At 70.8% G+C, this 24,589-nt stretch carries 20 protein-coding genes and 1 pseudogene; 15 read left to right on the forward strand and 6 right to left on the reverse strand.

The genetic code is table 11. From position 1 onward, the window contains the following. Window positions 1-675, reverse strand: a pseudogene (locus DY245_RS47295) (hypothetical protein); the annotation flags it as partial. 311 nt (window positions 676-986) lie between these two features. Between DY245_RS47295 and DY245_RS40375 the strand changes: the two are divergent. Then, a complete protein-coding gene (locus DY245_RS40375; RefSeq protein ID WP_128512090.1) occupies window positions 987-1,178 on the forward strand; it encodes a DUF6381 family protein in 192 nt (63 codons plus the stop codon). An 84-nt stretch (window positions 1,179-1,262) separates the two neighbouring features. Here the strand turns inward: DY245_RS40375 and DY245_RS40380 are convergent, their stop codons facing one another. After that, complete coding sequence (locus DY245_RS40380) at window positions 1,263-2,114, reverse strand: caspase family protein (RefSeq protein WP_128512091.1); 852 nt, start codon at window positions 2,112-2,114, stop codon at window positions 1,263-1,265. Between the two features lie 320 nt (window positions 2,115-2,434). On the opposite strand from DY245_RS40380, the gene DY245_RS40385 reads away from it, so the two are divergent. From DY245_RS40385 to DY245_RS40410, 6 genes are read left to right on the forward strand one after another with little or no spacing between them, the layout of a single operon-like run. Then, on the forward strand, window positions 2,435-3,211 hold the full coding sequence (locus tag DY245_RS40385) for a DNA/RNA non-specific endonuclease (RefSeq protein ID WP_244943562.1): 777 nt from the start codon (window positions 2,435-2,437) through the stop codon (window positions 3,209-3,211). An 18-nt stretch (window positions 3,212-3,229) separates the two neighbouring features. Continuing rightward, the gene (locus DY245_RS40390) at window positions 3,230-4,174 is read left to right on the forward strand and encodes a hypothetical protein (protein ID WP_128512093.1); all 945 of its coding nucleotides are present in this window, start codon (window positions 3,230-3,232) and stop codon (window positions 4,172-4,174) included. A gap of 7 nt (window positions 4,175-4,181) precedes the next feature. Continuing rightward, window positions 4,182-5,309: an HAD family hydrolase gene (locus tag DY245_RS40395; RefSeq protein WP_128512094.1), complete on the forward strand. Its 1,128-nt coding sequence runs from the start codon at window positions 4,182-4,184 to the stop codon at window positions 5,307-5,309. Beyond that, entirely contained in the window at window positions 5,290-8,310 is a 3,021-nt protein-coding gene (locus DY245_RS40400; RefSeq protein ID WP_128512095.1) for an ATP-binding protein, read from the forward strand. Before DY245_RS40395 ends, DY245_RS40400 begins: the two co-directional genes overlap by 20 nt. Continuing rightward, entirely contained in the window at window positions 8,307-9,458 is a 1,152-nt protein-coding gene (locus DY245_RS40405; protein ID WP_128512096.1) for a trypsin-like peptidase domain-containing protein, read from the forward strand. The genes DY245_RS40400 and DY245_RS40405 overlap by 4 nt, the downstream gene beginning before the upstream one ends. A gap of 1 nt (window position 9,459) precedes the next feature. Beyond that, the gene (locus DY245_RS40410; protein ID WP_128512097.1) at window positions 9,460-10,527 is read left to right on the forward strand and encodes a trypsin-like serine peptidase; all 1,068 of its coding nucleotides are present in this window, start codon (window positions 9,460-9,462) and stop codon (window positions 10,525-10,527) included. 24 nt (window positions 10,528-10,551) lie between these two features. Here DY245_RS40410 and DY245_RS40415 read toward each other — a convergent pair whose 3' ends face one another. Genes DY245_RS40415 through DY245_RS40425 form a run of 3 tightly spaced genes read right to left on the reverse strand, consistent with a single transcriptional unit; the run spans window position 10,552 to window position 13,307 of the window. Next, entirely contained in the window at window positions 10,552-11,586 is a 1,035-nt protein-coding gene (locus DY245_RS40415; RefSeq protein ID WP_128512098.1) for an ABC transporter substrate-binding protein, read from the reverse strand. Window positions 11,587-11,629: 43 nt separating this feature from the next. Further along, a complete protein-coding gene (locus tag DY245_RS40420; protein ID WP_128512099.1) occupies window positions 11,630-12,502 on the reverse strand; it encodes an ABC transporter permease in 873 nt (290 codons plus the stop codon). After that, complete coding sequence (locus tag DY245_RS40425) at window positions 12,492-13,307, reverse strand: ABC transporter ATP-binding protein (protein ID WP_128512100.1); 816 nt, start codon at window positions 13,305-13,307, stop codon at window positions 12,492-12,494. Before DY245_RS40425 ends, DY245_RS40420 begins: the two co-directional genes overlap by 11 nt. A gap of 225 nt (window positions 13,308-13,532) precedes the next feature. Between DY245_RS40425 and DY245_RS40430 the strand changes: the two genes are divergently transcribed. Both DY245_RS40430 and DY245_RS40435 read left to right on the forward strand, forming a co-directional pair. Beyond that, entirely contained in the window at window positions 13,533-15,209 is a 1,677-nt protein-coding gene (locus DY245_RS40430) for an ATP-binding protein (RefSeq protein ID WP_128512101.1), read from the forward strand. A 32-nt stretch (window positions 15,210-15,241) separates the two neighbouring features. Continuing rightward, on the forward strand, window positions 15,242-15,931 hold the full coding sequence (locus DY245_RS40435; RefSeq protein WP_128512102.1) for a response regulator: 690 nt from the start codon (window positions 15,242-15,244) through the stop codon (window positions 15,929-15,931). Between the two features lie 36 nt (window positions 15,932-15,967). On the opposite strand, the gene DY245_RS40440 is transcribed toward DY245_RS40435, so the two are convergent. After that, window positions 15,968-17,329, reverse strand: coding sequence for an aminotransferase-like domain-containing protein (locus DY245_RS40440; protein WP_128512103.1), 1,362 nt, complete (start codon window positions 17,327-17,329; stop codon window positions 15,968-15,970). Between the two features lie 83 nt (window positions 17,330-17,412). Between DY245_RS40440 and DY245_RS40445 the strand changes: the two genes are divergently transcribed. From DY245_RS40445 to aspA, 6 genes are all read left to right on the forward strand, one after another. Next, window positions 17,413-18,810, forward strand: a complete 1,398-nt coding sequence (locus tag DY245_RS40445; protein ID WP_128512104.1) for a pyridoxal phosphate-dependent decarboxylase family protein — start codon at window positions 17,413-17,415, stop codon at window positions 18,808-18,810. A gap of 56 nt (window positions 18,811-18,866) precedes the next feature. Next, window positions 18,867-19,502 carry a GNAT family N-acetyltransferase gene (locus DY245_RS40450; RefSeq protein ID WP_128512105.1) on the forward strand — a complete coding sequence of 212 codons (636 nt, stop codon included), beginning with the start codon at window positions 18,867-18,869 and terminating at the stop codon, window positions 19,500-19,502. A gap of 131 nt (window positions 19,503-19,633) precedes the next feature. Continuing rightward, window positions 19,634-20,371 carry a FadR/GntR family transcriptional regulator gene (locus tag DY245_RS40455; protein ID WP_128512106.1) on the forward strand — a complete coding sequence of 246 codons (738 nt, stop codon included), beginning with the start codon at window positions 19,634-19,636 and terminating at the stop codon, window positions 20,369-20,371. After that, window positions 20,368-21,948 (forward strand): amino acid permease, encoded by a 1,581-nt coding sequence (locus DY245_RS40460; RefSeq protein WP_425329513.1) that lies wholly within the window; start codon window positions 20,368-20,370, stop codon window positions 21,946-21,948. The genes DY245_RS40455 and DY245_RS40460 overlap by 4 nt, the downstream gene beginning before the upstream one ends. Before the next feature lie 2 nt (window positions 21,949-21,950). Beyond that, the gene (locus DY245_RS40465; RefSeq protein ID WP_128512107.1) at window positions 21,951-22,985 is read left to right on the forward strand and encodes an asparaginase; all 1,035 of its coding nucleotides are present in this window, start codon (window positions 21,951-21,953) and stop codon (window positions 22,983-22,985) included. A gap of 79 nt (window positions 22,986-23,064) precedes the next feature. After that, the gene (gene aspA / locus DY245_RS40470) at window positions 23,065-24,486 is read left to right on the forward strand and encodes an aspartate ammonia-lyase (protein WP_128512108.1); all 1,422 of its coding nucleotides are present in this window, start codon (window positions 23,065-23,067) and stop codon (window positions 24,484-24,486) included. Window positions 24,487-24,589 lie beyond the last annotated feature (103 nt).

Here is a 24,589-nt window from a genome sequence, read left to right on the forward strand (position 1 = left end):
GGGCGCGCCCCACGGCGGGCCGCCCTGCGGCATGGTGCCGGCGGGCCGCTGGGCCCAGGGCGGGCGGTTGGGGGGCGGCTGGTGCGCCACGCTCTCGCCGCGTGAGGCGGCCGCCGCCTGAGCAGCGGTGCCCAGGGGGCGGACGTCGGGGTCGAGGCCGACGGGCATGGTCCTGGTGGGTTCCGGTTCGACGGGGCCGCCGGGGCCACCGGGACCGGGACCGGGAGGGAAGGGCCCGGACATGCCGTAGGGGTCGGGGTCGTAGGAATCGGGGTCGTAGGGATCGGGGCCGCCGTCCTTCGTGCGGTCGAACAGCTCGATCAGCTGCGCGACCTCCTCGACGGATCTGCCGACGGCCGCCGCACGCAGCGCCTCGTGGCTCGATTCCGCGGTGTGCGGAGCGGCCTGAAGGAGTTCGAAGAGCGCAGCGACCTCGCTCACCGGACGGGAAACGACCGCCACTCGCAGGGCTTCATCGCCAGGGTTGGGAACGTCGCCGCTGCGCTTGAGCAGTTCCACAAGCGCGGCGACTTCCTCCAAGGGCCGATGGGTGACTGCCTCCCACAGAAGGGTGCGGGCCGAGTTTTTCTCAGGGGTGATGGGCGGAATGTGCTCGCCGTGTTCTGTCGAGGACAGTTCGGCGTCGCCCCCACAAAGAGCTGGTTCGGATGACATGGAGGGACTCCACTGAACGAGGGGGAGCGTCAAACACCAAAAGCGCTGACACTCAGCGGACGTTGAGCTGCTGTGCTTCAGCCAACGTCCCTCTTGGCCGCCCTCGCCATTCAGGAAGGCCATCCGGTGGAGACACGCCGTGACGCCCGGGCGCGCCGCGGCCGGCGGGCCTTGGCCGGCGAACTCGGGCCCGGTACCGAAAACGCTCGGATATCTTTCGTCACAGAGAGTTACCCTTCGAGGTGCCGAAGACGGCCCGGCCTGATTCGCTGGTAAATGCAGTGCTCAATAACACCGTTCAAGGACAGATCATGAGCGCAACAGGAGAAGCACGCGCACGAATCCAGCAGATGCGGGACAAGGCTCAGGAATTGAAGGCGGCAGCGGAGCGCACCACCGACCCGGACGAGCGGAAGCGGCTCCAGGAGAAGGCGCGCAGGCTGCAGTCCCAGAGTGAGCAGGAAAGCCTTATGCGGGGCGGAGACATCTACCCCGCCGAGTGAGGGCGGCAACCACTCCCACTTGGCAAGGTTGTAGATCTTTGAGACGGGAGGCGGGCCTCGGCCCGCCTCCCGTCGTCGCGTTGCTCAGACCGTGAACGGCTGCTGCTCCAGGAATGCCTCGTCGGGCTGTCCGGAAACGAAGAAGTGGGGGCTCTGGGTGGGCGGCATGTTCCGCAGGATGTCGCGGTGGAAGGCGCGGTAGCCGCCGCGGAATGCCCCGTCGTTCCAGACGTCCAGCAGAGTTCCGGTGAATTTTCCGTTGACGTCGCCGTCGGAGGCCAGCTGATTGTCCTGGCAGGCGGAGATGAGCAGTGCGCCGGCCGCCGGCTGCCGGCTCTTGTGCGCGGCGAGATCGCGCTGGAGTTCCTGGAAGAAATCCTTGTCCCGCTGGTAGATCTCGTGCTGTTTGACGACCGGCATGAGGCGTGCGGTGTTCTCGATCCGCCGGGGGTCACGCGTCTGGAACTGCTCCTGCATGGCCTCGGGGGTCAGGAATTCGCGTACCTCGATACCGGTGCCGCTGTGGCAGCAGTCGAGGAGGGCCAGGATCCGGACGCCCCGGGCGAAGCGCCCGAATTCCCGGTGCAGCTCGTCGTCGAGGAATTCGCGGTCGTAGAACACCAGGGTTTCATCGAATGCGTCCGGTTCCGCGTCGGCGCCGTCGGCACGGGGGACCTGGCCGCCGTGGCCCGAGTACGTGAAGAGCAGGATGTCGCCGCTCTTGAGGGTCTTGGCCGCCCTGCGCAGCTCGGCGGTGACGTTCTCCACGGTGCCGTCGGAGGTCAGCAGGGTCGTCGTGCCGAACCCGGCTCCCCGGGCCAGCCGGGCCATGTCGTGAGCGTCGTTGTCGCAGGCCACGAGCTGACCGTCCCAGCCGCCGTACTCGGCTGGATCGACCCGGTTGAGTCCGACATGGAGGGAGAGGCCGGTGGCCATGGGGGGAGCTCCTTAGCAACCGCTGGGTGACGGGCAACGCCTGGATGCGTTCCGTAGCCTCTCGGGGTCTGAACGCGGCGCCCCGCCCAACCGCCTGAACGGTCCCCTCCGGGGGGTGCGCCGCCGATGCGCGCGGCTGTTCGAGTGGCTTCCCGGTGGGCACCGATCGGTGGTCCCCACCACCGGGAAGCGGTTCTCATATGATCCCATCAGATTCCCCGAGGGTCGGTGAGGCAACGTCCGGGGCGGCGTCCCGGGACTCCCTGGCAAACCGGGCGGGCTATGACGAGCACTTCCTCGGTGTCCAGGTACCACTGCCGATGCCGAGCAGGCCCGAGGTGGAAACCGTGGTGCTGCCGTACACCCACTTCTCGGTGGTGCTGCGCCCGGACCGGCGGATGGCGGCGGCCACCGCCGTCTGCATCGACGGCCGGCGTCTGCTGGAAGATACGCCCCGCGAGGGCAGCTGGCGTTTCGATCCGCGGCTGGCCGAGAGCCGGCAGACCGGCAAGGACGTGTACCGCGACAACTCCCTGGACAAGGGGCATCTGGTGCGCCGGCTCGATCCCGTCTGGGGCAAGGCCGCGGAGGCGAACCAGGCCAATGACGACACCTTCCACTACACGAACGCCGCCCCGCAGGCGGATGTGTTCAACCAGGGCAAGGAGCTCTGGCAGGGCCTGGAGAACTATCTGCTCGACAATGCCGCCCGGTTCGACCGCAAGCTGGCCGTCCTGACCGGCCCGGTACTGCACGACTCCGACCCGCCCTACCGGGGCGTTCAAGTGCCCCTGCGCTTCTGGAAGGTCGCGGCGTTCATCCAGGACGGGGCGCTGGCGGCGACGGCGTACGTACTCGACCAGAGCCCGGACCTGACCAGGGCCGCCGACCGGGCCCTGGCCGGAGCCACGCCGGGGGCGCCGCCGCCGCTGGGCGCCTTCCGGACGTTCCAGGTGCCGGTCTCGGATGTCGTCGAGCTCACGTCGCTGGACCTGGGCCCGCTGCCCGACGCGGATCTGATGCCGATCGTCCGCGCCCCGAGGGCGCGCTGGATGCAGCTCGCGGCGCACGACGACATCGTGCTGCGGCGCGGCTGAACGGCAGGAGGAGGCGCAATGCACCCCAGGGTCGTCTACGTCCACGGGAACGGGAACAAGGTCCGCTCGGAACTGCTCAAGTCCCAGTGGGACACGGCGCTCTTCGGCAGGGACATGGCCGAGGCGTCGCGGATGGCGTACTGGGCCCCGGTGCGCTATCCGGCGCCGCTGCCCGATTTCCGGCCGGATCCGCTGGACGGCGGGCCGGAGCTGATCGAGGAGCTGCCGGCACGGGCGGAAGCGGCTGCTGTCGAACCGCCTGAGGACTTCGTGGCGCGGACGCTCGGTGAAGCGCGGCTGGAGGCCGGTGAGATCGGGCTGGAGGGGCGGGCCGCCGCCGACGAGGGCGCGCTCGTCGACTGGCTGCGGGACATGACGTATCTCGCGGACACGCTGGCCCATGCCGGGGAGGACGAGGAGCCGGTGTCCGGTATGGAGCTCCCGCTGGAGGCGCTGCCGCTGCCCCAGCCGGGCCGTAGCGCGGTGTTCCGGATGCTGGTCAAGCATGCGTTCAAGGACGTCCACGCCTATTTCTTCGGCGGGGCGGGGCCGGCCATGCGCGAGGTGGTCACCGAGGCGCTGGAGGGCCTGGACGGCGGCCCGCTCGTGGTGGTCAGCCACAGCCTGGGCACCATCATCGCCTACGAGGTGCTGATGGAGCAGGGACGCGAGGTGGACCTGCTGGTCACCGTGGGATCGCCGCTGGCCATCTCCGAAGTACAGGACCACCTGGCGCGGCCACCGGCGGTCCCGGCGGGTGTGGCGGCCTGGCGCAATGCGTCGGATCTGCGGGATCTGGTGGCGCTCGACCACACCCTGCGGCCCGAGTACGCGCCCCAGGATCGGGTCACCGATCTGCTGGTCACCAATGACAGCAGGAATCATCACGGCATCAGCGAGTATCTGGCCCAGCGCCAGGTCAGGGAGCCGGTTCACCGGATCTTCGACGACGGTGCCGGGTAGGTGTGGCATGCCGCTGACCGAAACCGAGTGGGACCTGGTCACCACCTGGGTGCAGAACTACCTGCTTGACACCACCGATCCGCACACGCAGCTCGCCCAGTACGGATTCTCCCGGGAATTCATCGGCGCGCTGCCGCTGACGCATATCAGCACGGACAATGCCCGGGCGCTCGTGCACACCTCGCGCACGGACATCCAGCGGCAGCTGAGACTCGTCGAGGCCCTCACCACGGTCGACAGACTGGCCGTACTCCCGGACATCGTGAAGGCCCGGGAATTCCTGGACCGGCTGCGCGAGGACTTCCGCGCCCACGCCGCACAGGACACCTTCCGTACCTGCGTCCTGAAGAACGGCACCGAGGCCTTCATCGACCGTCAGGACCTGCGGGAGACGCTGCGCCGGTTCATCGCGGACCCCGAAAAGTTCATCCTGCTCGTCGACGGCGAGCCGGCCAGCGGCCGGTCGTACACCTACAACTTCCTTCGCCATATCGGACAGCACAGCGGATTCCGTCCGGTGCGCGTCACCCTGGCGCGCACCTCCACCGCCGCCAAGGTCCTGCGGCGGCTGGCCGAATTCGTCGCCGATCCGCACACCGGCGTTTCCCCGCTGAACCCCACCGAACTCAATGACAAGCTGCCGTCGATCGACGAGGCCGCGCACTGGGTGGTCAGCCGGGCGACCACCGTCGAGGAACGCTTCTGGCTGGTCCTCGACGAATGCGACAAGCTCGATCCCAGTTCCGATGTGTGGGACTTCATCGGGCAACTGGCCATGGCCATCTACGAGCATGCCGCCGCACGAGGCGATCAGGCGCCCCGGCTGGTGCTCCTCGGATATGGCCGCTCGATGCGTCAACTGCCGTACGACCTACGGGGAAATATGTGCTGGGACACGGCACGGGTCGCCGAACCCAACGATCTGCGCACCTTCTTCGACCAGGTCTTCCACGCCTCACCGCCGAAAATCCTCGGCACCGGGCAGCCCTGCGAATCCTCCATCGCCGAACTCGTGGACGTGGCCGTGGAAGAGGTGCTGCACGCCACCGTCAAGGCCGACGGCCACGGCGAAAGCTATATGCGGAAGCTCTGTACGGCGGCAGAGGGGGCCATTCGTGTCTATCAATCCCTCTGAAAGCCCCCCGGTACGCCCCGCCGAAATCCGGAAGGTGTTCGCCGCCCGGTTACGCGAGGCGCTGCGTACCGGCGAGGACCGTACGCCGGACGTCTCGGACGCCCACCGCGCCTACCGGGAGGCGGCCTGCCTGTTGAGCCGCTTCGATCCGCAGCGGCTCCGGCTGCCCGGGGAGGACCGCGCCACCGGCGGCGCGGTCCTGGAACTCGTCGACGACTGCACGACCATGGGGATGCACGAGCAGGCCGCGTGGGCCCTCAAGTCCGATGTCAGGGAACGGACGTTGCGCGGGCTGGCCGGGCCCGAGGCCGCCCGGCGCGTCCTGGAGTGCAATCTCGGGCAGCTGCCCCCCGGGGCGAGCCCGGAGCGTTTTTGTCTGGCCTATCTTTCCGGCAGCCCGCCGGCCACGGACCGGCTGACCGCGGACGAACTGGCCGATGCCCTCCAGGCGGTGCTGTGGCTGTCATGGGTGCCGGGCGCGACCGGGCTGCCGGACACCGCGGGGCTGCAGCACGCCCTGGAACGGGCCAGGCTCCTGGAGCCCCTGGAGCGCCTCCTGCAGTGGCCGTTCCAGGGGCGTACCCGTGAACTCGCCGAGATGCGCGACTATGTCGCACTGCCCGGTGGATCTGTGGGATCCAGGGTGCCGGCCGACCCCACCGGCCACCCGGCGCCGGTGCCTCCGCTGGCCATTCACGGTCCCGGCGGCATGGGCAAGAGCACACTGCTCGCCAAGTTCGTGCTCGACAACGTCCGCGATCCGGCCGGCGGCTTCCCCTTCGCCTACATCGACTTCGAGCGGCCCACCCTCTCCATCCAGGAGCCGGTCACGCTGATCGCCGAGGCCGCCCGGCAGCTCGGTATCCAGTACCCCGCCCACCGTGCCGAGCTGGACGCGCTGGCGGACGAGTGCCAGCAGGCGGCCCGCAGCCAGCGGGAGGGGCAGGACCGGGTGTCCCAGCTGCACGAACTCGCCACCACCCGCGCCGTCCTGGGCCGCCGCTCCTCGCACGAGTTCCATCTGCTGGCCACCGGACGGGAGACCGATCTCATCCAGCGGGTCGCCGATGTCCTGGCGCGGGCGGTGGCGGACAGCAAGAAGGCGAAGGGCAAAGGGGACCAGGAGGACCCGCCGTTCGCGATGGTCATCGACTCGTTCGAGGAGGCGCAGTACCGCGGATCGCCGGTGGTCGGACGGATGTGGGCGATCTACCTCTCGTTCCAGCGCGTCTATCCGCGGCTGCGGTTCATCGTCTCCGGCCGGGCCCCGGTCGATCATCCGGCGAGGACCATGACACCGCTCGACATCGAACTCGGCGAGCTCGACCCGGAGGCGGCCGTCGGCCTGCTGGCGTCCTGCGGTGTCACGGATCCCGAAGTGGCCCGGGCGCTGGCCGACCGGGTCGGCGGCCATCCGCTCAGTCTGAAGCTGGCCGCCCGGGCCGCCACCCTCGCGGGGCTGGAGGCCGAGCGGACGGGTGAGCTGATCGGCAGTCTGCCCGAGCGCCGCCATCAGGTCTTCCGCCGCGTCGACCAGCTGCTGGTCCAGGGCATCCTCTACGACCGCATCCTCAGCCATATCGCCAACGAGGACCTGCGCCGGCTCGCCCATCCCGGCCTGGTGCTCCGGGTCATCACCCCGGAGATCATCAAGGACGTTCTCGCCGAACCCTGCGGGCTGCGGGTGGCAACGCCGGACGAGGCCCGCGCGCTCTTCGAGGAGCTGCGCCGCCTCGACATGGTGGAGCCCGCCCGCCCGGACGCCGTGCGCTACCGCGGCGATGTCCGGGCCATCATGCTGCGGCTGCCGGGCGGCGACCGTACCGACGTGATGCGCGCCGTCGAACGGCGCGCGGTCGACCACTACGCCGCCCGCGAGGGGCTGGAGGCGCGCGCCGAGGAGATCTACCACCGGCTGCGGCTCGACGAGAACCCTCGCTCGGTGGAGGAACGGTGGCTGCCGGGCATCGAGCGGTTCCTGGCCGGGGCGCAGCAGGACATGACGCCCAGGGCCGCCGGCCTGCTCACCGCCAGGCTCGGCGGTGGCGCTCCCGATCAGGTCACGGCGGGCGCCGACCAGGAGGACTGGGAGCGGATCCTCGCCCGCGAGGTGGAGGATCTGCTCGCGCAGGGCTTCGCCGAAGCGGCCCTCGAACGGCTCGACCGGCGCCGGCCCTGGACGCCGTGCAGCCCCCTGCATGCCCTGCTCGCCGAGACCCTCAACCGGCTCGGGCGGCGGAAGGAGGCCCGTACGGGTCTGGCGGATGCGATCGGCACGGCGGAGCGCGCGGGCTGCGGTGAGCGCCGGCTGGAGCTGCTGCTGCTCTCCGCCCGCCTCGCGGAGGACGCCGGCGATCCGGCGAGCGCGAACCGCGATCTGCGGGTGGCGGAGGATGTCGCGGTGGGCCTCGGGCAGGACCTGGAAGCGATGGGCGCGCTGCTGGCCCGCGCCCAGCTGTCCACCGCCGACGGCACGGACGGGGAGGCCGATCAGCAACTCGCCGAGCGGCTGCAGACGTTGCCGGACGCCGTCCTCGCCCACCAGCCCGTGCTGGTACGCGCGGTCGCCTCGCAGATCTACGACCAGGCGCCCGGGGCGCTCAACCATGCGCTGGAGGTGGTGGGACTGCCGGCCGACGACGAGACGCTGGACGCTCTCGGGGCGGCGATGCGCCGTGCGACCGGCCGACAGCCGGCGCTGCTGGGCGCGGTGATGGAGATCCTGGACGAGGCGGCGGGCCCGTCCCGGCAGCAGTCCGGCGGCGCGCCCACCAGCATCGCGGGGATCCTGCGGCTGGCCCGCGACCGCGGCACCCTCGACGCGCTCGCCCGGCGGCTGCTGGCCGTACCCGACAAGAGCGGCGAGATCGTGGCCGGGGTGGCCGCCGCGATGGGGGTGGGCACGGGCGGACGTACGGCGTCCGGCGCGGCCCCCGGTCCGGGGTCCGCGGGCCGCGCGTCGGCGGACGGGGACGGCACCGCGGGGTCCGGTCGCCGATGAACGCCTATCTCTCGCCGGACGAGATCCGCCGGGTGCTGGACGCCGCGGTGGAGACCGGGCTGGCCGACCCCGCGGTCCGGCCGCTGCTGCTCGACGGGATCATGCCCCGCTACCGCAGCACACTGCCGCTCAACCCCGCGCCCGGACGCCAGGTGCACTCGGATCTCAACGAGATGAACCGGGTGGAGCGGCTGGTGGACGGTTCGGTGCCGCTGGAGATCTGGCTGCGCAACGCCGTCGCCGAGACCACCGAGGCCGAGCCGCTCACCGTCTTCCAGCAGGCCCTGGACGATGTGGCGCGGCAGGCGGGCGGTGAGCCGGATGTGCTGGCGGGGCTGCCCACCCCGGCCTCGGAGATCAAGGAGCAGATCGTCCATCGGGACGACACCGTCCCGATCGGCTTTCTGCGGGGCGGGGAACTGGCCGGCGGGGCGGTGGCCCGGATCAAGGTGCCGCCGTACCAAGGCGGCGCTCCGTTGCAGCCGAACGGCTTCCCGCACTCCGGTACGGGGTGGCTGATCGCTCCGGATCTGCTCGTCACCAACCACCATGTGGTCAACGCCCGGACCGGGACCGGCGCGGGGCGGCCGGTGGCCGACGCCGAGGATCTGCGCCTCCAGGCCCGGCACACCCGCGCGCGGTTCGACTACGACACCGACGAGGTGGAGACGGAGGAGGCCACCGTCAGCGAACTCGTCGCCGCGGACGCGGAACTCGACTATGCGGTGCTGCGGCTGACCGCCGAGCCCTCCCGGCCGGTGCTGAGGCTGGCGGACCGGCCGCTGGCGGTCGCCAGGGGCGACTTCGTGGCCGTCAACATCATCCAGCACCCCGGTGGCCAGCCGAAGCGGGTCGCGCTCCGCAACAACCTCGTCTACGAGGCGGACGAGAACGATGTCCGCTACTTCACCGACACCCGCGGCGGGTCCTCAGGATCGCCCGTCCTCACGGACGACTGGAGGGTGGTGGCGCTGCACCGGGGCACCCGGCGCGTGGAGAACGTGCTGTTCCAGGGCAGGACGACGGCCTTTGTCAACGTCGGCACCCAGATGCGCAGCGTGATGCGCCATCTGGAAACCAGCAGTCCCGGCATCCATGCCGAGATCGAGACGGCACAACAGGCCGCGCAGCGCGGCCGAGGAGAGTGAGATGCACAGAGGCAGCAGATCACCGGTGACGGCCGGTCCCGAGCAGATCTTCTCGGATCTGCGGGAGGTCGCGGCGCGGGTGCGCGAAGGGCTGTCCTTCGAGATCCCGGAATCCTTGGAGGAGCTCCCCGCGGAGGAGCTGCCAGCCGGCCAGATCTCCCAGTTCGCCCAGCAGGAGCGGACCCGGGTGGTGGCGGCGGGTGTCAGCGGGCTGGAGAAGCTCGCCGAAGGGCGCGCGGACGAGATCAGCGACGACGAGTCCTTCGGCGTGGAAGCCATCGTGCTGCTGGAGGGCCGGCCCGCGATCCTGGTCCAGAACCATGACTTCGCGCCGCAGCAGGGCGACTGGGCGGTGCTCGACGGCCACCGGGCGGCGATCCGGGAGTCGTTCGCCCGCGTGGGGCGGGTCGAGCTGTCCGGGCACATCAGTCTGGACTGGCTGGGCACCGCGTTCCTGGTCGGCCCGGACGTGGTGCTGACGAACCGCCATGTGGCGGCGGAGTTCGCCCGCGGCGACGGCGCCGGCTGGACCTTCCAGCAGGGCATCAGCTCCCGGGTCGACATGGGTGAGGAGCACGGCGACACCGTCCCGGGAGGCGGCGGCCCCGCCTATGACGTCGTCGAGGTGCTGGGAATCCACGAGGACGTCGATCTGGCCCTGCTGCGGGTCGCGCCGCCGGCCGGCGGCGGTGCGCTGCCCCCTCCGCTGGCGGTGGCCGCGGACGCGCCGGCCGACCTGCCCGGTCGGCCGGTGTACTGCGTCGGCTATCCGGCGTACGACGGCCGGCGCAACGAGCCGGAGTCGATGCGCCGGATCTTCATGGACATCTACAACGTCAAGCGGCTGCAGCCCGGCACCGCCACGGAGCTGGTGCCGGACAAGAACGTCATCAAGCACGACTGTTCCACGCTGGGCGGCAACAGCGGCTCACCCGTCATCGACCTCACCGACCACCGCGTCCTGGGACTGCACTTCGGCGGCCGCTACGGCTTCGGCAACTTCGCCGTACCGCTGTGGCAGCTGGTGGACGATCCGCTGCTGAGCCGGGCGGAGATCAACTTCGTATGAGCCGTGCTGCCCGCCGCCGGTGGGTCAGCCCGACTTCTTGACGAATTCGGTGGTGTAGGTCTTCTTCAGATCCACCGTGGCGTTCTTGAGGTTGGGGTTGAAGGCCTTCAGAACGCGCTCGACGGTCGCCGGGCCATCGGCGGGCATCACCCCGTCCTTGGTGAACATCGGCAGGGTGTCCTTGATCGCCTGGGCGTAGAGCTCCTTGCCGCCCTGGGCGTAGTCGGACGGCATCTTGGCGGCGATCTGCTCGGCGGTGTGCGTGGACATCCACTTGAGGGTCTTCACCAAGGCGTTGGCCAGCTTCTGCACCTCCTTCTTGTGGCTGTTCACCCAGTCGGTGTTCATGTAGAGGCTGGAGGAGGGGTAGGGGCCGCCGAGGGCCTGCTTCGAGCCCTCAGGGGTGCGCATGTCGATGAGGACCTTGCCGAGCTTCTTGTCCACGATCTGCGCGACCGTCGGGTCGGTCGTCATACCGCCCTGGATCGAGCCCTGCTGGATGGCCGAGATGAAGGTCTGGCCGGCGCCGACCGCGACCGGCGTGAACTCATTGGTCTGTACGCCGTTCTTCACCGCGAGGTATTTGGTCAAGAAGTCGGTGGAGGAGCCGAGGCCGGTGACACCGAGCTTCTTGCCCTTGAAGTCCTTGGCGGAGGTCAGGTCGCCGGCCGCCTTGTTCGAGACCACCTCGACCTCGCCGGGGGCGTGCGCGAGCTGCACCACCGATTCCACCTGCTTGCCCTTGACCTGCAGATCGAGGGTGTGGTCGTAGAAGCCGACGACGCCTTGTACGTCGCCGGAGACGAGCGAGGTGGTGGCCTGTACACCGGCCGGTTCGGTGAGCAGGGTGACGTGGATGCCTTCGTCCTCGAAGTAGCCGAGCTGCTGGGTGAGTCTCGCGGGCAGATAGATGACCTTGTCGAGGCCGCCCACCATGATCTTGATCTTGCCGTCCTTGCCGCCCGCGGCGGTGGAACCACCGCCGCCGCAGGCGGTGAGGGAGGTGAGGGCGAGCATCGCGACGGCCGCGGCGGCCGAGATCTTGACTGGGGTGCGCATGGTCACGTCCTTGTGAGAAGAAGCGGAGAAACGGTGCGGGGGTTCAGCGGTCGGAGCCGGCATCGGCCGGCTTCCAGCGGAAGAGCCGCTTTTCGAGGAAGGCCAGCAGCCCTTCGGCGAGCAGGGCGACGACGGCGAGGATCACCATGGCCGCGTACACCCCGGCCGCGTTGAAGGTGCCCTGGGAGGCCGCGACGAGCAGGCCGAGGCCCTTGGTCGCGCCGATGTACTCGCCGACGATCGCGCCGATCAGCGCGAAGCCGAAGCTGACATGCAGGCTGGTGAAGATCCATGAGGTGGCGGAGGGGATCACCACCTGCAGGGTGACCTGGCGGCTGCTCGCGCCGAGGATCCGGGAGTTGGCGACCAGATTGCGGTCGACCTCCCGGGCGCCCTGGAAGGCGTTGAAGAAGACCGGGAAGAAGACGAGTACGACGGCGGAGGCGACCTTGGAGGCCGGTCCGAGGCCGAACCAGATGAGGAAGATCGGGGCGAGGACGATCCGTGGCAGCGCGTTGAGCACCTTGATGTACGGGCCCAGCACATCGGCGAGGAAGCGGATCCGGCCGAGCGCGATCCCCAGCACCACACCGCCGATGACGCCGATGACCCAGCCGAGGAGCGCTTCGTAGAGCGTGTACCAGATCTGCTCCCACAGCGAGCCCTGCGGGGTGCCGTGCAGCGCCCACTGGGTCATCTGGTCCCAGATCTTCGAGGGCATCGAGAAGTTGAAGGGATCGATGACGGCGGCCCGGGCCAGCCACTCCCACAGTCCGATCAGGCCGACGAGCAGCAGCACCCGGGTGCCGTATACCAGGAGCTTGTGGTTGCGGGCGGCGCGCGCCCTGGCCTGCGTACGGTCCAGGGCGTGCGCGCCGGTGCCCGTCTTGGACAGCGTGACGGTTTCAGGCGGCATCCGCGGCACCCCTCTCGCGGGTGATCCGGACCTCTTCGCCGAGCGAGGACCAGATCTCCCGGTAGATCTCGATGAACCGCGGCTCCAGCCGCACCGACTCGACCTGGCGGGGCCGGGGCAGATCGATCTCGAAGACCTCCTTGACGGTCGCCGGGCCCGCGGTCATGACCACGACCTTGTCGGCGAGGGCGATCGATTCCTCCAGGTCATGGGTGACGAAGACGACGGAGGCGCCGGTCCCCGACCACAGCTCCAGGAGCTCGTCCGACATCAGCGCCCGGGTCTGCACATCGAGGGCGGAGAACGGTTCGTCCATCAGCAGAAGTTCGGGGTCGTTGACGAAGGTCGCGGCGAGCGCGACGCGTTTGCGCTGGCCGCCGGAGAGCTGATGGGGATAGCGGTCCTCGAAGGACGCCAGCCCGACCCGGGCGAGCCACTCGCGCGCCCGCTGCTTGGCCTCGGCCTTCGGTACGCCGCGGAACCGGGGGCCGGCCATCACATTCGACAGCACGGTGCGCCAGGGGAAGACCGCGTCCTGCTGGAAGACGAAGCCGATCTTGTCGCCGATGCCGCTGACCGGCTCGCCGGCGACCAGCACCTCGCCCCGGGTGGGCTCTTCCAGCCCGCTGATCAGGGTCAATGTGGTGGATTTACCGCATCCGGTGGGGCCGACCACGGCGACGAACTCACCGCGTTCGACGACCAGGTCCAGATCCCGTACGGCGGTGTGCAGGGCCCCTGAGGGAGTCCGGAATGTCTTGCTCGCTCCGCGCAGTTCGATAGCGGGGCTCGGGTGGCTGTTCATGGCCCCGGAGGCTAGGAGTGATCCGGGCCACAGCGGCAGCCTTGTGGGCGCAAGCTGCCTTTTTGCGCGCAAACCCTGTTGTGCTCGTTTTGCTCACGCTAGAACAACAACGGTTCACCAGGGGGTAGGCAGTTGCTCACGCACGGCTTACGGTGCGGGCACCGCGACGTAAAACGAATGAGGTGGTTCCGCATGGACGCGGAGGGCCGAAGACGAGGGAGACCCATGCGGATCCACTGGCCCCGACGCGTCTTTGCGCAGGTTCTGACGGCTCAGGTGACCCTCACGACCGGCGTGATGGTGCTCGCCACCAGCCTGTTTCTCGCCCCGCTCAGCTCCGAGCTCGACGACCAGGCGATGCGGCAGGCGCTGTCCATCGCCCAGACCACCGCCGCCGATCCCGATGTCGCCCGGAAGCTGGTCGGCACCGAGCCGGATCCGCGCGGGCCGGTGCAGGCCACAGCGGAGCGGATCCGTAAGGCGACCGGGGCGCTGTACGTCGTGGTGATGGACACCCGCGGGGTGCGCTGGTCGCACACCAACACCGCGGAGATCGGCAGGCATGTCTCCACCGACCCGAGCCGCACCCTCGCCGGACGGGAGGTGCGGCAGATCGACACCGGCACACTGGGCCGCTCGGCCCGTGCCAAGGTGCCGCTGCGCGATGACCGCGACCGGATCGTCGGCGCGGTCTCGGTCGGCATCTCCTACGACAGCGTCCGGGGGCAGCTGCTCGGCACCATCCCGACCCTGCTGCGGTACGCGGGCGTGGCGCTGGCCGTCGGTGTGCTGGCCGCGATCGGCATCTCGCGCAGGCTGCGCCGCCGTACGCATGGCGTCGCGTTCGCCGATATCTCGGCGCTGCTGGACGAGCGGGAGGCGATGCTGCACGGCATCCGTGAGGGAGTGGTGGCCTTCGACCGGCACGGCCGGATCCGGCTGGTCAACGACGAGGCCGGGCGGCTGCTCGGGCTGGACACCGAGGCCGCCGGGCGGGCGTTGGACGAGGTGCTGCCGCCGGGCCGGACCACGGATGTGCTGGCCGGGCGGGTGGCCGGGGTGGATCTGCTGGCCGTGTGCGGCGGCCGGGTGCTGATCGCCAACCGGGTGCCGACGCGGGACGGCGGGGCCGTGGTGACGCTGCGGGACCGCACCGAGCTGGAGCTGCTCGGCCGTGAACTGGACGGAACCCAGGGGCTGTTGGACGCACTGCGGGCCCAGGACCACGAGCACGCCAATCAACTGCACACCCTGCGCGGGCTGTTGGAGCTCGGCAGATACGAGAAGGCGGTGGAGTTCGTCACCGAGGTGGCCAGTGCCCACCGGGCGTCGGCGGAGCAGATCGCCGAGCGGGTGCACGATCCGCTGCTCTCCGCGCTGCTGGTCGGCAAGGCGGCGATCGCCGCCGAGCGCGGGGTGTCGCTGCGGGTGTCGTCCTCGACGCTGCTGCCCGATGCGGTGGTCGACCCGCGCGACCTGGTGACCGTACTGGGCAATCTCATCGACAATGCGCTGGACGCCACCGCGGAGCGCCACCGCGACCAGCCGTTCGTCGAGGTGGAGCTGCGGGCCGAGCACAGCACGGTGGTCCTGCGGGTGTCGGACACCGGGCCGGGAGTGCCGCCCGCGATGCGTGAGCAGATCTTCGCCGAGGGCTGGTCCACCAAAGCCGCCCCGCCCCTGCCCGGCGGCCGCTCCCCCGCGGGCCCGGTGACCTTCCACCGCGGCCGGGGCATCGGCCTCGCCCTGGTGCGCCGGCTCGCCGAGCGCTACGGCGGGATGGCCCGGGTGACCGCTCGCGCGGGCGGCGGCGCGGTGTTCACCGTCGTACTGCCCGAGGCGCTCGCTTGGGAGGACGGCGCTCCCGGGCGCCGGCTCACGGCCGCCGGAGAGCCCCGATGAACCCGAGAGCCATGGTGAACGGAGAGCCACGGATGATCGATGTCCTGGTCGTGGACGACGACTTCCACGTCGCCGAGATCAATGCCGCGTACGTGTCCCAGGTGTCCGGCTTCCGCGTCACCGGCCGCGCCCATACCGCGGCCCAGGCGCTGGCCACTCTGGAGCGCACCCATGTCGATCTGGTGCTGCTCGACCACTATCTGCCGGACGAAACGGGCCTGACCCTGGTGCGACGGCTGCGGCAGCTCGGCCACCGCGCCGACGTCATCATGGTGACGGCGGCCCGCGATGTCGCGACCGTCCAGGACGCGATGCGCTGCGGCGCGCTGCAGTATCTGGTCAAGCCGTTCGGCTTCTCCGGACTGCGGGCCAAGCTCGACGGGTACGCCGCGCTGCGCCGGACCGTCGAGGGCGTGGGCGGACGCGGCGAGGCCGGCCAGGAGCAGGTGGACCGGATCTTCGGCGCCTTCCGGGCCGCCGATTCCCCGCATACGGAACTCCCCAAGGGCCACTCGCCGGCGACCGTCGACCTCATCCGCCGGGTGCTGGGCGGGGCCGGACACCCGTTGTCCGCCCACGAGGTCGCCGAGCGCGCCGGCGTCAGCCGCTCCACGGCCCAGCGCTACCTCAAGCACCTCGAACGCAGCGGCCACATCACACTGACCCTCAAATACGGTGACACCGGCCGCCCCGAGCACCGTTACCGGTGGACCGGCCCGTAGTGACCATGCCCCGGCGCGGCGGTCCGTACGGCCGGCTCATTCCCGGCAGGCGTGGTCCAATGCGGCCGCGATGTCGTCGAGCGCGGCGGGCGGCGGGGTGAACGGCACCCGTACGTGGTGGGTCAGGGTCGCATCCGCCGCGAAGCGCGGGCCCGGTGTGAGGTCGAGCCGGTGGGCGCGGGCCCGCTCGACGACCGTATCGGCCCGGATGCCGGCCAGCCGCAGCCACAGGGCGAGCCCGCCGGGCGGGACGGTGAACCGCCAGCGGTCGTCGCCGGCGAGCAGCCCGCTCAAGTGGTCGCGCTGCCGGCGCAGTTCGGCCCGGCGCCGCATCAGGACGGTGTCCGGGTCGCCCAGCAGCTCGACGGCGACCATCTGCTGCATCGGGGCCGCGGACAGCGGCCCGCACAGCGGGTTGCCGGCCAGCTCGCCGATGAACCGCGCGGTGCCGCGGACCCAGCCGATGCGCAGCCCGCCCCAGACCGCCTTGCTGACCGAGCCGAGGAGGACCGCACGCCGGATCCGCGGCTGCGGCCGGGGGGCGTCGCGCAGATCGAGGTCGCGCATGGTCTCGTCCACGACCAGGGTGACGCCGTGGCGAGCGGCCAGTTCGGCGACCGTACGGCGGGTGGCCGCGGTCATCAGCGCACCCGTCGGGTTGTGGAAGTCGGGCACCAGATAGCCGAGCCCGCCGTGTGCCGCGCGCAGGGCGTCGTCGAGCTGGTCCAGGTCCCAGCCGTCGGTGGTGACCCGGCAGCCGACCGGCCGGGCCCCGGCGCCGCGCAGCACATGGAGCGCGTCGAAGAAGGTGGGGGTCTCGACGGCGGCGACGCGGGGGCGCAGCTGCGCGCAGAGCAGGGCGAGTGCGGCCCGCGCCCCGGAGGTGATCAGGATCTGCTCGGGGCGGGTGGGCAGGCCCTCGCGGGTGTACCGCCCGGCGATCAGCGTCCGCAGCTCGGGCAGGCCGGGGCCCGGCTCGCCGTCCTGTGCCAGCAGCGGAGCCAGACGGTCCACGGCGCGCCGGGTCGCCGCCAGATAGGCCGCCTGCGGAGCGGCCGGTACGGCGCGGCGCAGATCGAGCGAACTGGTCTCCCCGGTCGCCGAGATGGGCGCGATCCGCTCGGCAGCCGCGGTCGGCAGCCGGACCGTACTGGCGCTGCCGTGCCGGGTGTGCACCCAGCCGCCGTCGCGCAGCCGGTCCAGCGCGGCAGTCACGGTGCCCCGGCTGATGCCGAGGACGGTCGCCAGCCGGCGCTCCGCGGGCAGTGCGCTGCCGGTCCGCAGCCGGCCGTCCAATACGGCGTCGCGTACCGCGCCGGCCAGCGCATCGATCAAGGGCACGGCGGGTCTGCGCCACTCACCCAGGGCCCTGACCAGCTGGTCGTCGCTCGTTCGCACTGGTCCACTTTCCCATGATTGGACCAGGAGGCCCGGGCCCCCACCGGTTTAGCGTCATCCGAAACCGATGAACGGAGCCCCCGGTGCACCCTCAACTCGCCGCAGATCTCGACCGTTTGCCGGACCTCTTGGAGGTCACCCGACGGCATGCCGTGACCTTCCTCGACGGCCTGGCGAAGGCTCCGGTCGTGCCGGACCGACCGGCTCCGCGGGCGGTGCCGCTGCCCGAGGAGGCGGCCGGACTGCAGGCCGCACTGCGGGACTTCGCCGCGCGCTGGGAACCGGGCCTCTCGGCGAGCGCCGGGCCGCGCTACCTCGGCTTCGTCACCGGCGGTGTGACCCCCGCGGCGCTCGCCGGCGACTGGCTGACCGCGACCGTGGACCAGAACGCGATGTCGTCGCTGGACGCCACCGGCCAGCACCTCGAACGGGAGACGGTCGGCTGGCTGCGTGATCTCTTCGGCCTGTCCGACGGCCACCACGGGGCCCTTGTCAGCGGCGCCACCATGTCCAACACCGTCGGTCTGGCGATCGCCCGCGAATGGCTCGGCGAGCGGCTCGGGGTCTCACCCGCCGAGGACGGGGTGGCCGCGCTGGGGACCGTACGGGTGCTGTCGGGCAGCCCGCATTCCAGCGTGGCCAAGGGCCTGTCGATGCTCGGCCTGGGCCGTGCGGCGCTGCGGACCGTGGCCACCCTCCCCGGGCGGGAGGCGGTCGATCCGGAGGCGCTGGAACGGGCGCTGCGGGAGACCGACGGCCCCTGCGTTGTCGTGGCCAATGCGGGCACCGTCAACACCGTCGACTTCGATGATCTCCGCGCCCTCGCCGCGCTGCGCGACCGCTACGGCTTCTGGCTGCACATCGACGCCGCCTTCGGTGCCTTCGCCGCGCTCTCCCCGGAGCATGCGCATCTCGTCGACGGCCTCGACCTGGCCGACTCGCTCTGCGTCGACCTGCACAAATGGCTGAATGTGCCGTACGACAGCGCGGTGCAGTTCACCCGTCGCCGCGATCTGCAGGCCCGGGTCTTCCAGAACGCGGCCGCCTATCTCGGCCCGCTGGGCGAGCACCCCGATCTTGTGCATCTCACCCCGGAGAACTCCCGGCGGATGCGTGCGCTCGCGGCCTGGTTCACCCTGCGCGCCTACGGGCGCGACGGCCACCGTGAGATCGTCGAGCGCTGTGTGGCCTGCGCCCACACCCTGGGCGCGGCCGTCGAAGCCGTCGAGGGCCTGTGCCTGCTCGCGCCGGTCCGGCTGAACGTCGTCTGCTTCACCCTGACCGAATCGCCCACCGCCGAACGCCTTGCCGCACTGGCCGACGGGCTGGCCGCCGAGGCCTTCCTGACGCCCACGGTCCTCGCCGGCCGGCCCGCGCTACGGGCCGCGTTCAGCAACTGGCGCACGACGCAAGCGGACACCCGCCGGATCGCCGCGGCGCTGGAGCGCGCCGTCCGGGAACTGCCGCGGCCGCGGGGCTGATGATCTCTGGGCAGGTCCATGACTGGAGCCCGGGGCCGGGCTCTAGGCTGCCGATCATGAACCCAGCGATGACCGGCAACACCGGCACCGAGCCCGACATTCTCGACGCCCACCAGCTGACCGCCGACCCGGAGCTGTCGGCGCGCTTCGCCGAGTCGGCGCACCGGATACTCGCGGACCTGGTCCGCGGCGGTGCGCCGCTCGGCTGGGTCGACCCGCCCCCGGCGGACGAGGTGGCCCAGCTCGTCGACCGCGTCGTGCGGGCCGCGCAGGCCGGGGAGGGGGCGCTGCGGGCCGCATACGTCGACCGCCGGCTGGTCGGGCTGGGCTACTGGCTGCGCTATACGCGGCCGACCAACCGGCAGCACGCCGATCTGGAGAAGCTCGCGGTGGCCTCCCAGGCCCATGGCCGGGGTCTCGGCCGCTCGCTGACCGGCGCCCTGGTCGCCGATGCCCGGGGTGCGGGGATCGAGGTCCTCACCCTGGACGCCCGGGCCGACAACGCCAGGGCGCTGCGTCTGTACCGCTCGCTCGGCTTCCGCGAATACGGGCGTCTCCCCGACTTCGTCGCGATGGGTGGACGCCGCTACGACAAGGTCTTCTACATGCTGGACTTCCGCGGCGAGGGGCAGCAGGGCGAGGCGCAACGGGACGAGGCACGGCGGGACGACGAACGGCCGCAGACGCAGTAGCAATATCAATACATAATGCCGCATAGCGATACGTAACGGCACGGGGGACTTCAAGGCCGGATCGCCTTCCGGGCGCATCAGCTGCGTCACACCCCTTGACAGCTCCCCCGGCCGGATTCGACTATCCCGGGGTGAACCTGTCAGACAGCCAGACAGCTGGCGATGTGCCCCGACGGATCAGCGCGATGGAAGCGGTCCTGAACCATCTGCGCGGCGCCATCGAGCGGGGCGACTACGCGGTCGGGGACAAGCTCCCCTCGGAGGCGGAGCTCTGCCGGCGCCTGGAAGTGAGCAGACCCGTGCTCCGGGAGGCGCTGCGGGCGCTCCAGACCATGGGGCTGACGGTCTCACGTACCGGCAAGGGCACCTTCGTCATCTCCGACGGTGCGGTGGCCGACCCGACCTTCGGCGACTACGCGGCCAGCGATCTGCTGGAGGTGCGTCGGCATGTGGAGATCCCGGTGGCCGGGTACGCGGCCCAGCGCCGTACACCGGAGGATCTCGACCACCTCACCCATCTGCTGGAGCGGATGGAACGGGAGACCGACACCACCGCATGGGTGGCGATGGACACCCTCTTCCACCTCGCCGTCGCCCAGGCGGCCCGCAACCCGGTCTTCCGCAGGGTCATCGAGGAGATCCGCGACGCGCTGGCCCGCCAGTCGGCGTTCCTCAATGAGCTCGGCGGACGGCGCGAGCAGTCGAACCGGGAGCACCGGGCGATCGTCGAGGCGCTCGTCGACAGCTCCGAGCACGACGCCGTGGAAGCCATGGCGCACCACCTCGCACGCGTCGAGACGACGCTGACCACCATCGTGCGGCCACAGCACCGTACGGCCCCCTCCACGGAAGACGAGGATCACGCGTGAGCGAGCAATCCCTCCGGCAGGCGGAACGGCAACAACAGCAGGCAGCGGGGCAGGACACCGCGCCACGGCAGTCGGGCGGGCATGTGGACGCCGGTGACGCCGGCTACCAGAAGTCGCTCAAGTCCCGGCATGTCAACATGATCGCGATCGGCGGGGCCATCGGCACCGGGCTGTTCCTCGGCGCCGGCGGCCGGCTCGCCGACGCCGGCCCGTCGCTGGCCGTCGCGTATGCGCTCTGCGGCCTGTTCGCCTTCCTCGTGGTGCGCGCCCTGGGTGAGCTGGTGCTTTACCGGCCGTCCTCCGGCGCCTTCGTGTCCTACGCCCGGGAGTTCCTGGGCGAGAAGGGCGCGTTCGTCGCGGGCTGGATGTACTTCCTGAACTGGGCGACCACCGGAATCGCCGACATCACGGCGGTGGCGACCTATACGCACTACTGGGGCATGTTCTCCGATGTCCCGCAGTGGGTGATCGCGCTGATCGCGCTCGCGGTCGTGCTGACCGTGAACCTCATCTCTGTGAAGATCTTCGGCGAGCTGGAATTCTGGTTCGCGATCGTCAAGGTCGGTGCGCTGGTCGTCTTCATGCTGATCGGCATCTTCCTGCTGGTCACCCAGCACCCGGTCGCCGGCCACTCCCCCGGCCTTGCGCTGATCGCCGACCACGGCGGGATCTTCCCGACCGGGACGCTGGCGATGCTGCTGGTCATCCAGGGTGTGGTGTTCGCCTACGCCTCGGTCGAGCTGGTCGGCGTCACGGCGGGCGAGACCGCGGAGCCGGAGAAGATCATGCCGAGGGCGATCAACTCGATCATGTGGCGGGTGGGCGTCTTCTACGTCGGCTCGGTGGTCCTGCTGGCGATGCTGCTGCCCTGGAGCTCGTACTCGGCCGGCGAGAGCCCCTTCGTCACCGTGCTGTCCAACGTCGGGGTGCCGGCCGCGGGCGGCGTGATGAACCTCGTCGTGCTCACCGCCGCGATGTCCAGCCTCAACTCCGGCCTCTACTCCACCGGGCGCATTCTGCGCTCGATGGCGATGTCCGGGTCCGCGCCGCGGTTCACCGGCGTGATGAGCCGCAGTCAGGTTCCGTACGGCGGCATCCTGCTGACCTCGGGCGTCTGTGTGCTGGGTGTGGGCCTCAACTATGTGGTGCCGAGCGAGGCGTTCGAGATCGTGCTGAACTTCGCGGCGATCGGCATCCTCAGCACCTGGGCGATGATCATGATCTGTCATCTGCTCTTCTGGCGGAAGACACAGGCCGGGCAGCTCGTCCGCCCCGGCTACCGGCTCCCCGGCTCGCCCTGGACCGAGAGCGTGACGCTGGTCTTCCTGGCCATGGTGCTGGTGCTGATGTGGGCCGACGGCGGCGCCGGCCGTACGACCGTGATGTCGCTGCCGCTGATCGTGGCGGCGCTGGTCGGCGGCTGGTTCCTGGTACGGCGCCGGGTCGGGACCGTACGGGACGCGGCGGCACGCGCGAACAGCCACTACGCGGTCGCCGACAGCAGCGCGAGCACTGACAGCACGGCGAGCACCGACACCTCTGCACCAACCCAGCGCAACGAAAGCACCGAAAGCTGATCATGAACCACAGCACCACCCTGCCGCGCCGCGCTCCGGGCGCACCGCCCGAGATCCGCGAACCGGCCCACGTTCCCGTCGCCCATGTGGTGCGCGGAGGCATCGTCGAGGGCGTCCACCACGGCTCGGTCGTGGTGCTGGCGGCCGACGGGAGCGTGGAATTCCGGACCGGCGACATCGAGGCCGCGTTCTATCCGCGCTCGGCGCTCAAGCCGGTCCAGGCGGTCGGTCTGCTCCGCGCGGGCCTGCCGCCGCTGGACGAGGAGTCGCTGGCCCTGGTCGCGGCCAGCCACTCCGGCGAGGAACGGCACCTGGCCACCGCCCGGCGCATCCTGGCCACCTCCGGACTGGCCGAGGACGATCTGCGCAATGTCCCCGATCTCCCGTACGGCACCGCCGAACGGGACGCGTGGATCGGGCGCGGCCTCGGTCCCACCCGGCTCGCGCAGAACTGCTCGGGCAAGCACGCCGCCATGCTGCTGACGGCCCGCGCCCGGGGCTGGAGCCTGGACAACTACCTCGACCCGGGGCACCCGTTGCAGTGGGAGATCGCCGCGGCCGTGGAGGACCTCACCGGTCAGGGCATCGCCCACGTCACCGTCGACGGCTGCGGCGCACCGCTGTTCGCGGTCTCCCTGCACGGCCTGACCCGGGCCGCCGCCCGGCTGGCGAAGGCCGCCCCCGGCACCGACGAGGGCCGGGTCGCGCACGCCATGCGCGAGCACCCGGAGCTGGTCTCCGGCAGCGGCCGCGATGTCGCCCGGCTGGTGCGGGCGGTGCCGGGGCTGCTCGCCAAGGACGGCTTCGAAGGCGTCCAGATCGCGGCGCTCCCGGACGGTCGGGCCGTCGGTGTGAAGATCGCCGACGGCGCCGACCGCGCCCGGATGCCGGTGACCGCGGCGGCCCTGGCGCACTGCGGAATCGACCCCGACGTCCTGGCCGCATTCGCCACCACGCCCGTCATCGGGGGCGGCACCACCGTCGGGACCCTACGGGCGGCGGGCGCACTGGCCCCGCCGGCCACCGACGCCGGGTAACTCCCCACCGCCCGCGCCCGATTGCGGCATCTCCGCTCCCCGCCCCACCCTCCCCACCTCACAAAGGACCCTCTGCACCATGACTGCCGCCGGCCACCGCCGCGAACACGATCTGCTCGGCGACCGCGACATACCCGCCGATGCGTACTGGGGCGTGCACACCCTGCGCGCCTCGGAGAACTTCCCCATCACCGGTACGCCGATCGCCGCCTACCCGCACCTGATCAATGCGCTCGCCGCCGTCAAGGAGGCCGCGGCCCGGGCCAACGAAGACCTCGGACTGCTCGACCCGGAGCGGGCCGATGCCATCGCCGCCGCCTGCCGGGAGATCCGGGCCGGCGGGCAGCTGCACGACCAGTTCATCGTCGATGTCATCCAGGGCGGTGCCGGCACCTCGACGAACATGAACGCCAACGAGGTGATCGCCAACCGGGCGCTGGAGATCCTCGGCCATGAAAAGGGCGACTACCGCCATCTGCACCCCAACGAGCATGTCAACCTCAGCCAGTCGACGAACGACGTCTACCCGACCGCGGTGAACGTCGCCACGATCATCGCCGTACGGGAGCTGCTCGACGCGATGGCCGTGCTGCGCGAGGCCTTCGCCGCCAAGGCCGAGGAGTTCCGCGAGATCCTCAAGATGGGGCGCACCCAGCTTCAGGACGCGGTGCCGATGACCTTGGGCCAGGAGTTCTCCGCGTACGCGGTGATGCTGGAGGAGGACCAGAGCCGGCTGGCCGAGGCCGCGCTGCTCATCCATGAGATCAACCTCGGTGCCACCGCCATCGGCACCGGCCTCAACGCCCCCAAGGGCTACGCCGAAGCGGCCCGCAACCACCTTGCCGAGCTCACCGGCCTGCCCCTGGTCACCGCCGCCAACCTGGTCGAGGCCACCCAGGACTGCGGGGCCTTCGTCCATCTGTCCGGCGTCCTCAAGCGCATCGCGGTGAAGCTCTCCAAGAGCTGCAACGATCTGCGGCTGCTGTCCTCCGGTCCGCGCGCGGGCTTCGCGGAGATCAACCTGCCGCCGGTACAGGCCGGTTCGAGCATCATGCCCGGCAAGGTCAACCCGGTGATCCCCGAGGTCGTCAACCAGGTCGCCTTCGAGGTCATCGGCAACGACGTCACCATCACCATGGCCGCCGAGGCGGGCCAGCTCCAGCTCAACGCCTTCGAGCCGGTCATCCTGCACTCCCTCTCGGAGAGCATCACCCACCTCGGGGCCGCCTGCCGCACCCTCGCCGAGCGCTGCGTGGTGGGCATCACCGCCAACACCGAGACGCTCCTCGCCAGCGTGCAGAACTCCATCGGCCTGGTCACCGCGCTCAACCCGCACATCGGCTACACCGCCGCGACCGCGATCGCCAAGGAGGCCCTCGCCACCGGGCGCGGCGTCGCCGAACTGGTCCTGGAACAGGGCCTGCTGCCGGCCGAGCGGCTGGCCGCCCTGCTGCGCCCGGAGGAAATCGCCGGTACGGGCGGGAACTCGGCCGGCGCCTGAGCCCACGCGCCCGCACCGGGGCGCACCTCTACGCCGCCGCGCACCGGGAGCCGCGAAGGCCCGACCGGCAGCCCACGACAGCCCGGCCCGCACCCCGCGGGCC

It is taken from the genome of Streptomyces inhibens (genome assembly GCF_003389455.1).
Lineage (GTDB): Bacteria > Actinomycetota > Actinomycetes > Streptomycetales > Streptomycetaceae > Streptomyces > Streptomyces inhibens.

What these genes read in the sequence shown, in the direction of transcription:
- DY245_RS40380 (WP_128512091.1), bottom strand. Translation starts at nt 2,114, where the DNA reads ATGGCCACCGGCCTCTCCCTCCATGTCGGACTCAACCGGGTCGATCCA.
- DY245_RS40465 (WP_128512107.1), top strand. Translation starts at nt 21,951, where the DNA reads ATGAACCACAGCACCACCCTGCCGCGCCGCGCTCCGGGCGCACCGCCC.
- DY245_RS40390 (WP_128512093.1), top strand. Translation starts at nt 3,230, where the DNA reads ATGCACCCCAGGGTCGTCTACGTCCACGGGAACGGGAACAAGGTCCGC.
- DY245_RS40425 (WP_128512100.1), bottom strand. Translation starts at nt 13,307, where the DNA reads ATGAACAGCCACCCGAGCCCCGCTATCGAACTGCGCGGAGCGAGCAAG.
- DY245_RS40385 (WP_244943562.1), top strand. Translation starts at nt 2,435, where the DNA reads ATGCCGAGCAGGCCCGAGGTGGAAACCGTGGTGCTGCCGTACACCCAC.
- DY245_RS40395 (WP_128512094.1), top strand. Translation starts at nt 4,182, where the DNA reads ATGCCGCTGACCGAAACCGAGTGGGACCTGGTCACCACCTGGGTGCAG.
- DY245_RS40375 (WP_128512090.1), top strand. Translation starts at nt 987, where the DNA reads ATGAGCGCAACAGGAGAAGCACGCGCACGAATCCAGCAGATGCGGGAC.
- DY245_RS40405 (WP_128512096.1), top strand. Translation starts at nt 8,307, where the DNA reads ATGAACGCCTATCTCTCGCCGGACGAGATCCGCCGGGTGCTGGACGCC.
- DY245_RS40420 (WP_128512099.1), bottom strand. Translation starts at nt 12,502, where the DNA reads ATGCCGCCTGAAACCGTCACGCTGTCCAAGACGGGCACCGGCGCGCAC.
- aspA (WP_128512108.1), top strand. Translation starts at nt 23,065, where the DNA reads ATGACTGCCGCCGGCCACCGCCGCGAACACGATCTGCTCGGCGACCGC.
- DY245_RS40430 (WP_128512101.1), top strand. Translation starts at nt 13,533, where the DNA reads ATGCGGATCCACTGGCCCCGACGCGTCTTTGCGCAGGTTCTGACGGCT.
- DY245_RS40450 (WP_128512105.1), top strand. Translation starts at nt 18,867, where the DNA reads ATGAACCCAGCGATGACCGGCAACACCGGCACCGAGCCCGACATTCTC.
- DY245_RS40410 (WP_128512097.1), top strand. Translation starts at nt 9,460, where the DNA reads ATGCACAGAGGCAGCAGATCACCGGTGACGGCCGGTCCCGAGCAGATC.
- DY245_RS40415 (WP_128512098.1), bottom strand. Translation starts at nt 11,586, where the DNA reads ATGCGCACCCCAGTCAAGATCTCGGCCGCCGCGGCCGTCGCGATGCTC.
- DY245_RS40435 (WP_128512102.1), top strand. Translation starts at nt 15,242, where the DNA reads ATGATCGATGTCCTGGTCGTGGACGACGACTTCCACGTCGCCGAGATC.